We start from the raw sequence: 14,277 nt of genomic DNA, 5'->3' as shown, positions 1-14,277 counted from the left end.
GCAAATGAGCAAGCGAATTTGCATTGTGATTATCAAGTAAAGGATATGAAAGAAACAACATGAAATTCAGTGAACTTGGAATTGAGAAAAACATTTTGAAAGCCCTCGCCGAGGCGGGCTATGAACAGCCCACGCCCATCCAGGAAAAAGCGATCCCGCCTGTGCTGAACGGCATGGACCTGCTCGGCTGCGCGCAGACGGGTACTGGCAAGACCTGCGCGTTCTCCGTGCCGATCATCCAGCATCTATCCGCCCATCCGGGCGCGAAAAATACCGTGCGCGCGCTCATCCTGACGCCGACGCGCGAGCTCGCCCTGCAAATTTACGAAAACGTCTGCCAGTACGCGCGCTATACCAGCCGCCAGGCCGCGGTCATTTTCGGCGGCGTGTCGCAGGTACCGCAGGTCGAAGCGCTGCGAAACGGCGCGGACATCCTGATTGCGACCCCGGGCCGCCTATGGGACCTGATGGGGCAGGGGCATATCAAGCTCGATAATGTCGAGTTTTTTGTGCTCGACGAGGCCGACCGTATGCTGGACATGGGCTTTTTCCCGGATGTCAAGCGCATCATCAAGTTTATCCCGGAAAAGCGGCAGACGCTGCTGTTCTCTGCGACCATCCCGAAAGAAATCGCGTCGCTGGCGGACAGCCTGCTGCATAACCCGGCGCGTATCGCGATCACCCCGTCGGCCAAGCCGGTCGACAAGATTGACCAGAAGCTGTATTTTGTCGAGCGCGCGGAAAAGCGGGAACTGCTGAGCGAGGTCATCCGTCAAAGGAACGTTGCGCAGACGCTGGTGTTTACGCGCACCAAGCACGGTGCGGACCGAGTCGCGCGTGATTTGAACCGCGTGGGCATCAAGGCGCGCGCTATCCACGGCGACAAATCGCAGAACCAGCGCCAGACCGCGCTCGCCGATTTTAAGGCATGCAAGATCGCCGCGCTCGTCGCGACCGATATCGCGGCGCGGGGCATTGACATCAACGAATTGCCGCTGGTGATCAACTTTGAACTGCCCAACATCCCGGAAACCTATGTGCACCGTATCGGCCGCACTGGCCGCGCTGGGCAGGAAGGCGAGGCCGTGTCGTTCTGCGACCGCTCCGAACGCCCCTATCTGGCCGATATCGAGCGGCTTATCGGGCGCAAGATCCCGGTCGCGGGCGAGGTACCGCACGAGGAAAAGGAAACGGAGCAAGCGCCGCGCCGGACTGCGAATACGCGCACGCGCCGCAACTCACATTCCGAAAAAGCGACCGCCGAAGAGGTTGCGGCAGACGCCGCGCGTGAGAAAGCGCAGAAAAAGCGCCAGAGCGAGACAAAGCCCGCCCAGCCGCGCCGCAAGGCGGCCGTGCAGGCGGAGGGGAAAGACGAGCAGCGCGCAAAAGCTGCCGCGCCGCGCCGTACCCGCGCGGCAGCCGCACCGCGGAATCGACGCGGACGCGACCCCTATGCCCGTTTTGAGAAAAATGAACCGCGGGTAGACGCGCATACCCCTGCCCGCGCGGACGCGATTTCCGCGCAGGCCGCCGAGCGCATCCGGAAAAAGGTTGCCGCCGCGCTCGCCGCGCGGGGACAGGCGGCTTCGCCGTCTGCTGCGGCAGCGGAGCCTCGGAAAACAGCGCCCCGTCCGCGCCGCGGACGGCGCACCGTGCAGAAATAAGAAAAAGGAGAGGGATAACCGATGAATGGAGCAAGGCACCGGGTAGCGCTGGGGTTTACCTGCTTTTTTCTGGTCTGTCTGACCGCGGTTTATCCCTTTCTGCTCTATACGCCCAATGCGTTTGTCTCGCGCTGGCGCGAATGGTATATTGAGACTGCGATGGGTACGATGACCCACCAATGGCTGGCCACTTGGTTCATCCCGGAAGAGATCATTCAAGAGGTCATGCTCAAGCACTATATGATGGATCAAAAGCAGGCCGGACTGGAAAGCAGCTGGGACGACACGCCGGATGAAAAGATGGGTGCGGACACGCCGCGCGATAAATTCTTCGCGGCGTTCACGCAGCTCGACCAGGACAGCTTCGACGCATTCATTAAGGAAAACCCGGAATACATAGCGGACGGCTACGACCGCATCAATATTGACCTGATTTCGAGTGCCACGAAGAAAAACTATAATACCGGCCTGAAAACTACGCAGGGCGACCCGGTTGTCGCCATTAACGCAGAGTACGGCATCATGATCGCCGAGATTGCCGGAGAAGACAGCCTGGGCATGGAATACGCGGGAAAGCTCGCGTTCTGCACAAAGCCCGAACGCGTCATGGTTGGCACCTGTGCCGCGCTGTTCGAGTGGGGTTCGTTTGTTTCGGAAATGGCCGACCGGTATGACGCCATGCTGGGCATCAACGCTTCGGGCTTTGCCGACTATGAGGGTAACGGCACGGGCGGCCTGCCGTATGGCTTTTTGAAGAGCGAGGGCGAAAAGCTGCAAAGCGCGGTCGGCGGCGGATGGAAGATCATCGGCTTTGATGAGGAAGACCGCCTGCAGATCGGCGAATTCAGCGATACCTCATCGCTGCGGGACGGCGTTGAATTCCATCCGGCGATCATCCTCAACGGGGAAAACATTGTGAGCGGTACCGGACTGAACGATGCCCAGCCGCGCACCGCCATCGGCCAGACTAAGGACAAAACGGTGATGATGCTGGTCGTCGATGGGCGGCAGATGCACTCTTTCGGTATCACGATCGAGCGCTGTGCCGATATTCTCGAGCAGTACGGGGCGTATCAGGCCGCGATGCTGGATGGGGGGTCGTCGTCGGTTATGGTTTATAATGGCCGGGAGATCACCAGCCCGACAACACTGTCGCAGAATCCCGAGGGGCGGACACTGCCTGATGCGTTCCTCGTCCGCTGAAAAAAACGCGGAAATTTTGCGGAAAGTATTGCATCTTTGTTGATTTCATGTTAAACTATATAGGCGCTTGTGATAACGGGCGTCCTATCTGGACAGGTATCGAAGTGGTCATAACGAGCTCGACTCGAAATCGAGTTGCCGGTGAAACGGCACGTGGGTTCGAATCCCACCCTGTCCGCCAGATGAGGCTTGCAGCGCTGTCCGCGCTTGCAAGCCTTTTTTCATTTTGAAAGTGCAATAAACAACCGCGCTTTGGGAAAAACTACCCATAGCTGCGAATGGAGTGAATGAGGATGGAGTACAACCGTTTGGCGGAACTGCTGTTCCCACATATCAAAGCGACGCCCGAGGAGATCGAGGCAAGCTATCCGAGACGCGACCTGCCCGAGGGGGCAAAGGTGACCCGTATGGGCCCCAGCCCGACCGGGTTTATGCATCTCGGCAACTTGTATGGCGCGCTGGTGGACGAGCGCCTGGCGCATCAATCCGGCGGCGTGTTCTATCTGCGCATAGAGGACACCGACAAAAAGCGCGAGGTTGAGGGCGGCGTGAAGACGATTATCGAAGCGTTTTCCTCTTTCGGCCTGCCGTTTGACGAGGGGGCGACGCTTTCGGGCGATAACGGTGTTTACGGACCCTACCGCCAGTCGCAGCGCGCGGAGATCTATCAAGCGTTTGTCAAAAGCTTAGTGCAGCGGGGCATGGCCTATCCCTGCTTCTGCACTGAGGACGAGCTTTCCGCCGCGCACGCGCAGCAGGAGGCCAATAAAGAGAATTTTGGTTACTACGGCAAATATGCCGTCTGGCGCGACCGCCCGCTGGAAGACATCGAAGCGGAGCTGCAAAAGGGCACGCCCTATGTTGTGCGCTTCCGTTCGGAAGGCAGTATCGAGAATAAGGTCAAGCACGAAGACCTCGTGAAAGGTAAAATGGAGGTCACCGAAAACGATCAGGACGTCGTCATCCTCAAGTCGGACGGCATCCCCACCTACCATTTCGCACACGTGGTGGACGACCATCTGATGGGTACGACGGTCGTCGTGCGCGGCGAGGAATGGCTGGCGACCCTGCCCGTACATCTACAGCTGTTCCGCGCGATGGGCTGGAAAGCGCCCAAGTACGCGCACACCGCGCAGCTCATGAAAATTGATCCGGAAACCGGCGGCAAGCGCAAGCTTTCCAAGCGTAAGGATCCCGAGCTTGCGCTTGATTTCTATTATCGGGAGGGATATCCCGTTCCGGCTGTGCTCGAATACCTGATGACGCTCTTAAATTCCAACTTTGAGGAATGGCGGCGCGCAAACCCGGATACGCCGATGAACGATTTCCCGTTCTCAACGAAAAAAATGAGCGGCTCGGGCGCGCTGTTCGATATTGAAAAGCTGCGCGACGTGTCCAAAAACGTAATTTCGCGCATGACAGCGGACGTGGTGTACGACTATATCGCCGCGTGGAGCGCAGATAATGATCCGGCTTTCCACGCGCTGCTGTCGCGCGACCCTGCCTATGCCAAGGCATATCTGGCCATTGGCCGCGGCGGCAAAAAGCCGCGCAAGGATCTGGCGCTGTGGTCGGACGCCAAGCCGTATATGGATTTCATGTACGATGAGCTGTTTACCCCCGACTATACAATGCCTGAGCGCGTGTCTGCACAGGATGCGAAAGAGATCCTCGCTGCGTTTTCCGAGGTGTTTGACGAAAACGATACGCCGGATGGTTTCTTTGAAAAAACCAAGCAGCTCGCCGAGCGGTTCGGCTTTGCCAGCGATACCAAAGCCTATAAAGAGCAGCCGGAGCAGTATAAGGGCCCGGTGGGTGACGTTTCCATGGTTCTCCGCATCGCTGTGGCCGGCCGGCAGAATGCGCCTGACCTGCAAACAGTCATGGGCATTTTGGGGCGCGAAAAAGTGCTGGAGCGCCTGCGCAGATGCGCGGACGCGCTTTAATCAACCTTTTGGGGGAATACAAACGCTATGATGGAAAATGTGAATAATTTTCTGACCGAAATTATTGATGAGGATATCGCAAACGGGCTGTCGGAGACCATCCATACCCGTTTTCCGCCCGAGCCGAACGGCTATTTACACATTGGTTCGGCCAAAGCGATTTTTATCAACTGGTCGATCGCCAAGAAATATGGCGGCAAGTTTAACCTCCGGTATGACGACACCAACCCTGTCAAGGAGGATACGGAATATGTCGATTCCATTTGGGAAGACATCAAATGGCTGACCGGGGAGGAGCCGAACGGCGGCGTTTACTATGGGTCGGACTATTTTGAGACCTGTTATGAATGTGCCTGCGCGCTTATCCGCGACGGCAAGGCCTATGTGGACGACCTGACGCAGGAGGAGATGCGCGCCTACCGCGGTACGCTCACCGAGCCGGGACGCGAAAGCCCGTACCGTAGCCGCACGCCTGAGGAAAACCTCGCGTTGTTTGAGGACATGCGCGCGGGCAAATTTCCGGACGGCACCAAGACCCTGCGCGCTAAGATTGACATGGCGAGCCCGAACATGAACCTGCGCGACCCCGCGATCTACCGCATCGTGCGGGCGCACCACCACCGGCAAGGCGACCGGTGGTGCATTTATCCGCTCTATGACTTCGCGCATCCGATCCAGGATGCGATCGAGGGCATCACCCATTCGATGTGTTCGATTGAATTTGAAAACCACCGTCCGCTGTATGAGTGGGTCGTGGAAAACTGCCCGCTGCCGCACCATCCCAAGCAGCGTGAGTTTGCCCGCTTGAACATCACCAACACGGTGATGAGCAAGCGCTATCTGCGCGAGCTTGTCGAGACGGGTCGCGTCGAGGGCTGGGACGACCCGCGTATGCCCACTCTGTGCGCGCTTCGCCGTCGCGGCTACACGCCGAGCGCTATATTGGATTTTGTCCAGCGCGCGGGCATCGCCAAGGCAAATTCGCTGGTCGACATTAAGCTGCTCGAGCACTGCATCCGTGAGGAACTGAACAAGACGGCGCTCCGCCGCATGGCGGTTTTGGAACCGGTGAGGCTTGTAATCACCAATTATCCTGCGGATAAAACCGAGTATTTCGAGGTGCCGAACAATCCGCAGGACGAAAACGCGGGCACGAGAAAGGTTCCGTTTACCGGCACGCTTTATATTGAAAAAAGCGATTTTTCCGAAGTGCCCCCCCCGAAGTTCCAGCGCTTAAAGCCGGACGGCGAGGTGCGGCTGATGGGCGCATATATCGTAAGGTGCAGCGAGGTCATTAAGGACGGAAGCGGCGAGGTTATCGAGATTCGTTGCACCGCCGATCTGGAGACCGGCAACAGCATGCCGGCGGATGGCCGCAAGGTCAAGGGCACGATCCACTGGGTTTCCGAGCAGACCGCGCTCGATGCCGAAGTCTGCCTCTATGAAAACCTGTTCACGTTGGAAAACACAGGCGATGTGCCTGAGGGGACGAATTATCTAGATTTTCTCAACCCGGACTCGCTCAAGCGGCTAAGTGGCTGCAAGCTCGAACCTTCGGTGGCTGAGGTGCCCGAGGGCACGCGCATGCAGTTCGTGCGCATGGGCTATTTCGTTAAGGACCGCGAGGCAGGGCGGTTTAACCGCATTGTCACGCTCAAGGATAGCTTTGCAAAGACCCTAAAATAAAAAGAAACCGCCCGCACAACCTTGTGCGGGCGGTTTTTCATGTTTTATTGCCGTTTGTAGCGCGTGTTATCGGCGGGCTGCTTGCCGGCCTTATGCCGCTCAATGGCTTCGGGCGTGATCGCGCCCGAGAGCGTAAGCGACAGCTTGGCGCAGGCTGGACCAATCAATTCGTATAATACGGACGAAGACAGGATGATGGTCAACAGCAGGTCGCCGATCGCGGGAGGAAGCATCCGATCGCCCAGAAAGGCGAGGCCGATGGCTACGCCGGCCTGCGGAATGAGCGCAAGCCCCAGGTAATTGCGGATATTGCCGTCCATATGCGACAGCTTTGCCCCCAGCCATGCACCGCCGTATTTGCCCAGAATGCGAATGAAAAAATAGCAGATGCCGATCAGGCCGACCGTGCCGAGCAGGCGCACGTCCAGATTCATGCCCGAGATGATAAAAAACATGGACATAACCGGCGGCGTAAAGCCACTGAGCTGCCGGAAGAGCGCCTTGTCGCGGGTCAGGTTCATGTAAGCCGCGCCGAAGACCATGCAGGACAGCAGGGGGGAAATGTCAAACAGCGCGCACACGCCCGATAGGCCGAGCAGCATGGCGACTGCCAAAATCAGGCGGTTGTCCTGGCTGCGGGTCGCTGGACGGAGCAGGCGGCTGAGCAAAAAGCCACACAAAAAGCCAAGCCCTATGGCGAGTACGTTCCAAACCAACGGCAGGACAAGATCGGCTGCGGAAAAACCGCCCTCCTGACCGTTGACGATGGCGGCGGTTACGCTAAAAGCGAGCAGACAGACCACGTCATCCAGTGCTACGACCTGAAGCAGGGTATCCACAAATGGCCCTTTGGCGCGGTATTGTGAAATTGTCATCATCGTGCTGGCCGGTGCGGTCGCGGTCGCGATTGCACCGAGCAGCAAGGAAAACGCGGCGGACAGATGGAACAGGAAATACATTGCCGCAAATACGAGCAGACCCGCCAGCAGCGATTCAAGCAGTGTCACAAGGAAGACAGAGCAACCGGTGCGTTTAAGCGTCTTTTTCCGGAAAAACTTACCTACATTGAACGCGATAAACGCGAGCGCGATATCGGAGACAAAGCCCATTTTGTCCACAAGCGGTTCAGGAATCAGTCCAATGGCGTGCGGTCCAATCAGCATTCCGGCTAGAATAAAACCGCTGACATTGGGCAGGTGCAGTCGCTTGGTCACGCGTGTGACAAGAAAACCGGAAAACAGGATGATTGACAGTGCAATTAAGATTGTGGTGCTTCTCGGATAGTTTTCGTATAGCAGGGACATACCATTCGCCTCCTTTCGGTTCGGAGGTTGAAACACTTTAATATATGAAATATGATAGCCCCTATGTTGCCGGAAAGCAAGCGAAAAACAAAAACATTTTCGCCCGCTTTGTTCAGGTTTCTTTGTGCTTGGCTTTCCAACCCTTGATCTGCTCGAGCCGCGCTTTATATTTGGCCTCGAGTCCTTGTTCGGTCGGCCGGTAATATGTTCGGCCGACCAACGAATCGGGCAGGCACTGCATCGTGGTCAATTTCTCTGCGGCATCGTGTGCGTATTCGTAGCCTTTGCCATACTCCAGCTCTTTCATCAGCCGTGTCGGCGCGTTGCGGATAACGAGCGGCACCGGCTCGGCCAACTGCTGTACCGCGTCCTTTTTGGCGGACTCATATGCCAGATAGAGCGCGTTGGATTTGGGCGCGAGCGACAGATAGGTGACCGCGTGCGTCAAATGCACGGTGCATTCGGGCATGCCGATAAAATGGCACGCCTGATATGCGGCGACCGCAATTTCAAGGCCGCGGCTGTCGGCCAGGCCCACGTCTTCGCTGGCAAAGCGCACCACGCGGCGGGCGACATACAGCGGGTCTTCTCCGGCCTCCAGCATACGGGCGAGCCAGTAAACGGCGGCGTCCGGATCGGAGTTGCGCATGGACTTGTGCAGCGCCGAAATGATGTTATAATGTTCCTCGCCATTTTTATCATAAAGCAGCGACTTTTTGGAGATGCACTGTTCGAGCGTGGAGAGCGGGACAACCACTTTCCCGTCGTGCTCGTCGCCGTTGAGCACGACCATTTCGAGCGTGGACAGCGCGGTGCGCGCATCGCCGTTGGCAAATGCCGCGATCATCCGAAGCATGTCCCCGGAAATATCGACCTGTTGGCCGCCAAAGCCACGCGGATCGTCAAGCGCGCGCTGGAGCAGACAGACAAGGTCATCCTCGCCGAGCGCCTGCAAGACAAACACCTTACAGCGGCTCAAAAGCGCGGCGTTGACCTCAAACGAGGGGTTTTCAGTCGTCGCGCCGATTAAGATGATGCTGCCTTTTTCAACAAAGGGCAAAAATGCGTCCTGCTGCGCCTTATTAAAGCGGTGGATCTCATCAACAAATACAATGGTCCGTTCCCCAAAACGGCGGTTGTTTTCCGCGCGCGTCATGACCTCCCGGATCTCCTTAATACCGCTGGTGACCGCGGAAAAGTCGATAAACGACGACCTCGTGCTGTTCGCAATAATACGCGCCAGCGTCGTTTTGCCCACGCCGGGCGGCCCCCAAAAGATCATAGAGGAGATCTGGTCGTGCTCGATCAGGCGCCGAAGAACCTTGCCCGGTCCGATCAAATGCTGCTGCCCGAAAAAACCGTCGAGTGTTTGGGGGCGCAGCTGGTCGGCCAGTGGCCGCGATTCCTCTCCACCGAAAATTGTCTGCTGTTCCATGCGCCGTCCCTCCCATTTAGTTATATTATAACATCGAACAAATGTTCCTGCAAGGTGAATGGATAAAAAATGCGTCCGCATTTCTGCGGACGCAAAATTTTAGAAAGCTTCTTACGGCTTTGCAATGATCTTCTTGAGTTTAGCAAAGCGGGGCAGGCCATTTTCCTTGGGGCCTACGTTCTCGCCGGCGATCAGCGGCATCGCATAATCGATGAAGCCCTGTGTAACGCCGTTGTGCTCGGCATTGATCCATTCCATCGGAACTTTTTTCTCTGTGTTCGCAACCTTGGACAGCGGCAGCAGCTCGATTTCGCACTTGTAGCCGTTCGCGTCGCGGGTGCACTTGAAGCCCGGCATAAAATCGGTCTTGCCAGCGACGGCGTTTTCAACAGCGGCCTTACCAGCCATATAGGACTCGTCCACGTCGGCCTTGGAGGCGCAGTGTGCGGCGCAGCGCTGCAGCAGCGAAAGCTCAATGCCGCGGACCTTGACGCCCAACTCGTTCTTGACCGTGTCGGCCAGCATGGCGGCCAGACCGCCGAGCTGCGCGTGGCCGAAGCCGTCGGTCGCGGAGGTCTTAGCCTCGGAGACAAACGAGCCGTCGGCATAATGGATGCCCTCGGAAACAGCTACCAGACAGTTGCCCTTTTCTTCATAAATTTTCTTGACGTCAGCCAAGAACTTGTCCATCTCGAAGTCGGTCTCAGGGAGGTAGATCAGGTCGGGACCGGCGCCCTGCGCGGTCGCGAGGCCTGCGGCGGCGGTCAGCCAGCCGGCGTGACGGCCCATGATCTCGACGATGCAGACCATGCCGGTATCGTATACGCGCGCGTCCTGATAGATCTCCATGCAGGAGGTGGCGATATACTTAGCAGCGGAGGAAAAGCCCGGGCAGTGGTCGGTGCCGAACAGGTCGTTGTCGATGGTCTTCGGGATACCCATGACGCGGCACTCATAGCCCGACTTCAGCATATACTTGGAGACCTTGTTGCAGGTGTCCATCGAGTCGTTGCCGCCGTTGTAGAAGAAGTAGCGGATGTCGTACTTCTTGAAGATCTCGAGAATACGCTTGTAATCGGTGTCGTCCACGTCGGGGTCGGCCAGCTTATAGCGGCAGGAGCCGAGCGCGGAGGACGGGGTGTAACGCAGAAGCGCAAGTTCGTCGCGGTCTTCCTTGTCGATGTCGTACAGTTCGTCGTTCAACAGGCCCTTGATGCCGTGGGCCATGCCGAATACGCGGGTAATGGACGGGTTGTCCAGCGCGGTTTCCAGCGCGCCGAGCACCGAGGTGTTGATGACCGAGGTCGGTCCGCCCGACTGGCCGATGACGCATGCGCCTTTGAGTTCACTCATGATAAGAAAACCTCCTAACAAATTCAAATACAGCAGCTTTTGTCACGCCTCTGCATTTTCTTTCATTATAAAGGGTACCACAATTAAGCGATAAAATCAATGCCAATTGTAATATTTCGGCCTTCCAGACGGTTTTGCGGCATTGCGCACAAAAAATGGCAGCTTTTTGGCATGATGCACTTGATTTTGACCGTGTATACTGCTAGAATAGGGATGGAATTCTATATCCATTTCAATCAGAAAGGAAGTTTATCCATGCCATTAGTTACTACTACCGAAATGTTCCAGAAGGCATATGACGGCGGCTACGCCGTAGGCGCGTTCAACGTAAACAACATGGAAATTGTGCAGGGTATCACCGAGGCCGCGGGCGAGCTCAAGAGCCCGGTTGTCCTGCAGGTTTCCAAGGGCGCGCGCGCTTATGCCAACCATAAGTATCTGGTGCATATGGTGCAGGCCGCGGTTGAAAACTATCCGGATATCCCGATCGCGCTGCATCTCGACCACGGCGATTCGTTCGAACTCTGCAAGTCCTGCATCGACGGCGGCTTCACCTCCGTCATGATCGACGCATCCTCCAAGCCTTTTGAGGAGAATGTCGCGCTGACCAAGCAGGTCGTGGAATACGCGCACGCACACGGCGCGGTTGTCGAGGCCGAGCTGGGCACGCTGGCCGGCGTAGAGGACGAGGTCGTCGTCGAGTCCGGACACGAGAGCTACACCCGTCCCGAAGAGGTCGAGGAATTCGTCTCGCGCACGGGCTGCGACTCGCTGGCGATTGCCATCGGTACCTCGCACGGCGCGTACAAGTTCACCCCCGCGCAGTGCACCCGCAACGCGGACGGCATCCTCGTTCCGCCTCCGCTGCGCTTCGACGTGCTCGAGGAGTGCATTAAGCGCCTGCCCGGCTTCCCGATCGTGCTGCACGGTTCTTCCTCTGTCCCGCAGGACATGGTCAAGATTGTCAACACCTACGGGGGCAAGATGCCCGACGCCATCGGCATCCCGGAGGAGCAGCTGCGCGAGGCGGCCAAGCTCGCGGTCTGCAAGATCAACATCGACTCCGACATCCGTCTGGCTATGACCGCGATGATCCGCAAGCACATGGCCGAGAATCCGGAGCACTTCGACCCGCGCCAGTACCTCAAGCCGGCGCGCCAGGCCGTGAAGGAAATGGTCGCGCACAAGATCGTCAACGTTCTGGGCAGCGACGGTAAAGCGTAACTTTAAAATTCCTCATCATGAGAAAAAGTGCACCGCTTTCGCGGTGCGCTTTTTTCATACTTTACATTATGAAAGCACTATGCTATACTAAAGGCATGAAATGAGAAATGGATAAAGAGAGGGGAAACTGTCATGAATAAAAAACTCAAGGATGAGGATATGGACATCCTGTTCCGCGGGATACTCAAGCTGGAAACCGTGGACGAGTGCTATGACTTTTTTGAAGATTTGTGCACAATCGCCGAATTGCGCGCCATGGTGCAGCGTTTCCAGGTCGCCCGGATGCTGGATGAGGGCCGCATCTACAGCGATATCGTGCAGGAAACGGGCGCTTCGACCGCTACGATCAGCCGTGTTAACAAATGCTTGGTTTATGGATCGGACGGATACCGCAAGCTGCTGGACCGCCTGAAGGATGATGAATAGTTATCAAACGCTGTCGGCATACTACGACCGGTTTACTGACGATGTCGGTTATGAGCGCTGGGCGGATTTTTTCGGACGTTTGTTTCAGCGTGAGAATATAGAGCCCAAGCTGGTGCTCGATTTGGCCTGCGGCACAGGCACGATGACCCAGCTGCTCGCGCAGCGCGGGTATGAAATAATCGGGGTGGACGCCTCGGCGGATATGCTGATGCAGGCCATGCAAAATACGATGGATTGCGAGCCACGCCCGCTGTTTTTAAACCAGCGCATGGAAACGCTTGATCTGTACGGCACGGTCGACGTGTGCCTGTGCTGCCTGGACAGCGTCAACTATGTGACTGACCCGTTAGAACTTCAGCAGGCGTTTGAACGCGTGCATCTGTTTTTGGAGCCAAAGACCGGGCTGTTCGTGTTTGATATTAACACCCCCGAAAAATTTGCCCGGATTGACGGCAACAGCTATGTCCGCGAGGAAGAAAACGTGTTCTGCGTGTGGCAGGCCGCGGTGGAGGACGCGCTGTGCGCCTATCAATTCGATATCTTTGAGCGAAGCGGGGAAGCTTGGACGCGTGCGCAGGAAATCCATGAGGAACGCGTCTATTCTATTGAACAATTGGCCGGTATGCTGCGGCAGGCCGGTTTTTCTGAAATCAAAACTTATGGTGACCAGTCTTTTTCGCCTGTTCGGGGCGGGGAAGACCGCGTATATTTCACCGCACGAAAGCGAGACTAACTAATATGAGCGATACCTTACTCCGCGCTATGGCCCGCGACGCGGGCATCCAGATCACTGTCTGCCTGTCGACCGGACTGGTCGAACGCGCGCGGCAGATCCACCATACGCTGCCGACGGCGACCGCCGCGCTTGGCCGTACGTTGACGGCTACCGCCATGATGGGCAGCCAGCTCAAGGTCGAAAACGGATCTGTGACCATCCAGTTCAAGGGCGATGGCCCGCTGGGTGCGATCGTCTGTGTTGGCGACCCTGATGGATATGTGCGCGGTTATCTGCAAAATCCGGCGTGCGACCTGCCACTCCGCGCGGACGGAAAGCTGGACGTGGGCGGCGGCGTGGGACGCGGCTATCTGATGGTAATCAAGGATATCGGCCTCAAGGACCCGGTGACGGGCACGGTCGCGCTGGTGAACGGCGAGATCGCGGCCGATTTGACCCGCTATTTCGCGGAAAGCGAGCAGATTCCATCTGCCTGCGCGCTCGGCGTATTGGTCGATACCGACCAGTCGGTGAAATGCGCTGGCGGCTACTTGGTGCAACTTATGCCGGGTATCCGGGAAGCCGACATTGACCGGCTGGAAGAAAACCTGCAAAAAGCCGCGCCGGTGACCACGATGCTCGGCCAGGGGATGACGCTCGAGCAGATCGCAGAGACCGTGCTGGACGGTTTTTCGGTCGAGTTCCTCCAGACAGACGAGATCGGCTACCGGTGTGCATGCAGCCGGGGCAAGGTCGAGCGTGCGCTTATCAGCATGGGACGCGAGGAGCTTTGCAAAATGGCGGACGAACAGCCGGTGAGCGAAGTGACCTGCCAGTTCTGCGACAAAGTCTATTCGTTTTCGAGCGCCGAGCTGCAGGGATTGCTTGCGCAGGCGGAATCTTAAATTTCCATCAAAAAACTGTTGACACAGCGGCAGAACTTCGATATAATAATTACTGCCGCTGATGATTCGGCGGCATCGCAAAATTGGCCCGGTAGCTCAGTTGGTTAGAGCGCTAGCCTGTCACGCTAGAGGCCGTGGGTTCAAGTCCCATCCGGGTCGCCATTTCTTCAGCTGGAAAAGGCTGAAGAAAATTTGCCTCTGTAGCTCAGTCGGTAGAGCAGGGGACTGAAAATCCCCGTGTCGGTGGTTCGATTCCGCCCGGAGGCACCATTTATATGCGGCTGTAGCTCATCTGGTAGAGCGCCACCTTGCCAAGGTGGAGGTAGCGAGTTCGAGCCTCGTCAGCCGCTCCAATCTGGTACCATAGCCAAGCGGTAAGGCATGGGACTGCAACTCCCTGATCCCCAGTTCGATTC

At 57.1% G+C, this 14,277-nt stretch carries 11 protein-coding genes and 4 tRNA genes; 12 read left to right on the top strand and 3 right to left on the bottom strand.

Annotated elements, in window-relative coordinates; genetic code table 11:
* Nucleotides 1-59: 59 nt before the first annotated feature.
* The 5 genes from SO058_RS10105 to SO058_RS10085 all read left to right on the top strand — a co-directional run bounded on the left by SO058_RS10105 (nt 60) and on the right by SO058_RS10085 (nt 6,499).
* Entirely contained in the window at nt 60-1,664 is a 1,605-nt protein-coding gene (locus tag SO058_RS10105) for a DEAD/DEAH box helicase (RefSeq protein ID WP_320842875.1), read from the top strand.
* A gap of 21 nt (nt 1,665-1,685) precedes the next feature.
* Nucleotides 1,686-2,867, top strand: coding sequence for a phosphodiester glycosidase family protein (locus SO058_RS10100; RefSeq protein WP_320842874.1), 1,182 nt, complete (start codon nt 1,686-1,688; stop codon nt 2,865-2,867).
* 90 nt (nt 2,868-2,957) lie between these two features.
* Nucleotides 2,958-3,048 (top strand) — tRNA-Ser (locus tag SO058_RS10095).
* Between the two features lie 112 nt (nt 3,049-3,160).
* On the top strand, nt 3,161-4,813 hold the full coding sequence (gene gltX / locus SO058_RS10090) for a glutamate--tRNA ligase (RefSeq protein ID WP_320842873.1): 1,653 nt from the start codon (nt 3,161-3,163) through the stop codon (nt 4,811-4,813).
* Between the two features lie 27 nt (nt 4,814-4,840).
* Entirely contained in the window at nt 4,841-6,499 is a 1,659-nt protein-coding gene (locus SO058_RS10085; protein WP_320842872.1) for a glutamine--tRNA ligase/YqeY domain fusion protein, read from the top strand.
* 44 nt (nt 6,500-6,543) lie between these two features.
* Here the strand turns inward: SO058_RS10085 and SO058_RS10080 are convergent, their stop codons facing one another.
* From SO058_RS10080 to SO058_RS10070, 3 genes are all read right to left on the bottom strand, one after another.
* On the bottom strand, nt 6,544-7,803 hold the full coding sequence (locus tag SO058_RS10080) for a cation:proton antiporter (RefSeq protein ID WP_320842871.1): 1,260 nt from the start codon (nt 7,801-7,803) through the stop codon (nt 6,544-6,546).
* A gap of 112 nt (nt 7,804-7,915) precedes the next feature.
* Entirely contained in the window at nt 7,916-9,238 is a 1,323-nt protein-coding gene (locus SO058_RS10075) for a replication-associated recombination protein A (RefSeq protein ID WP_320842870.1), read from the bottom strand.
* Nucleotides 9,239-9,349: 111 nt separating this feature from the next.
* Nucleotides 9,350-10,591 carry a 6-phosphofructokinase gene (locus tag SO058_RS10070; protein ID WP_320842869.1) on the bottom strand — a complete coding sequence of 414 codons (1,242 nt, stop codon included), beginning with the start codon at nt 10,589-10,591 and terminating at the stop codon, nt 9,350-9,352.
* 255 nt (nt 10,592-10,846) lie between these two features.
* Here SO058_RS10070 and fba point away from each other — a divergent pair, with 255 nt between their 5' ends.
* The 7 genes from fba (at nt 10,847) to SO058_RS10035 (ending at nt 14,214) form a co-directional block, all read left to right on the top strand.
* Nucleotides 10,847-11,815: a class II fructose-1,6-bisphosphate aldolase gene (fba, locus tag SO058_RS10065; protein ID WP_320842868.1), complete on the top strand. Its 969-nt coding sequence runs from the start codon at nt 10,847-10,849 to the stop codon at nt 11,813-11,815.
* A gap of 132 nt (nt 11,816-11,947) precedes the next feature.
* Nucleotides 11,948-12,241: a YerC/YecD family TrpR-related protein gene (locus tag SO058_RS10060; RefSeq protein ID WP_320842867.1), complete on the top strand. Its 294-nt coding sequence runs from the start codon at nt 11,948-11,950 to the stop codon at nt 12,239-12,241.
* Nucleotides 12,234-12,974 (top strand): class I SAM-dependent DNA methyltransferase, encoded by a 741-nt coding sequence (locus SO058_RS10055; protein ID WP_320842866.1) that lies wholly within the window; start codon nt 12,234-12,236, stop codon nt 12,972-12,974. Before SO058_RS10060 ends, SO058_RS10055 begins: the two co-directional genes overlap by 8 nt.
* Before the next feature lie 5 nt (nt 12,975-12,979).
* Nucleotides 12,980-13,861 (top strand): Hsp33 family molecular chaperone HslO, encoded by an 882-nt coding sequence (gene hslO / locus SO058_RS10050; protein WP_320842865.1) that lies wholly within the window; start codon nt 12,980-12,982, stop codon nt 13,859-13,861.
* A gap of 85 nt (nt 13,862-13,946) precedes the next feature.
* A tRNA-Asp gene (locus tag SO058_RS10045) sits at nt 13,947-14,023 on the top strand.
* 32 nt (nt 14,024-14,055) lie between these two features.
* Nucleotides 14,056-14,131: transfer RNA gene (locus SO058_RS10040), tRNA-Phe, on the top strand.
* 7 nt (nt 14,132-14,138) lie between these two features.
* Nucleotides 14,139-14,214, top strand: a tRNA-Gly gene (locus tag SO058_RS10035).
* Nucleotides 14,215-14,277 lie beyond the last annotated feature (63 nt).

The sequence above is a fragment of the Agathobaculum sp. genome (genome assembly GCF_034098985.1).
Taxonomy (GTDB): Bacteria; Bacillota; Clostridia; order Oscillospirales; family Butyricicoccaceae; genus Agathobaculum.
This window is presented reverse-complemented; position numbering and strand designations above follow the sequence as displayed.

Excerpts from the sequence above, each read along its gene's own strand:
- hslO (WP_320842865.1), top strand. The coding sequence starts at position 12,980 with ATGAGCGATACCTTACTCCGCGCTATGGCCCGCGACGCGGGCATCCAG.
- gltX (WP_320842873.1), top strand. The coding sequence starts at position 3,161 with ATGGAGTACAACCGTTTGGCGGAACTGCTGTTCCCACATATCAAAGCG.
- SO058_RS10105 (WP_320842875.1), top strand. The coding sequence starts at position 60 with ATGAAATTCAGTGAACTTGGAATTGAGAAAAACATTTTGAAAGCCCTC.
- SO058_RS10075 (WP_320842870.1), bottom strand. The coding sequence starts at position 9,238 with ATGGAACAGCAGACAATTTTCGGTGGAGAGGAATCGCGGCCACTGGCC.
- SO058_RS10080 (WP_320842871.1), bottom strand. The coding sequence starts at position 7,803 with ATGTCCCTGCTATACGAAAACTATCCGAGAAGCACCACAATCTTAATT.
- fba (WP_320842868.1), top strand. The coding sequence starts at position 10,847 with ATGCCATTAGTTACTACTACCGAAATGTTCCAGAAGGCATATGACGGC.
- SO058_RS10060 (WP_320842867.1), top strand. The coding sequence starts at position 11,948 with ATGAATAAAAAACTCAAGGATGAGGATATGGACATCCTGTTCCGCGGG.
- SO058_RS10100 (WP_320842874.1), top strand. The coding sequence starts at position 1,686 with ATGAATGGAGCAAGGCACCGGGTAGCGCTGGGGTTTACCTGCTTTTTT.
- SO058_RS10055 (WP_320842866.1), top strand. The coding sequence starts at position 12,234 with ATGAATAGTTATCAAACGCTGTCGGCATACTACGACCGGTTTACTGAC.
- SO058_RS10070 (WP_320842869.1), bottom strand. The coding sequence starts at position 10,591 with ATGAGTGAACTCAAAGGCGCATGCGTCATCGGCCAGTCGGGCGGACCG.
- SO058_RS10085 (WP_320842872.1), top strand. The coding sequence starts at position 4,841 with ATGATGGAAAATGTGAATAATTTTCTGACCGAAATTATTGATGAGGAT.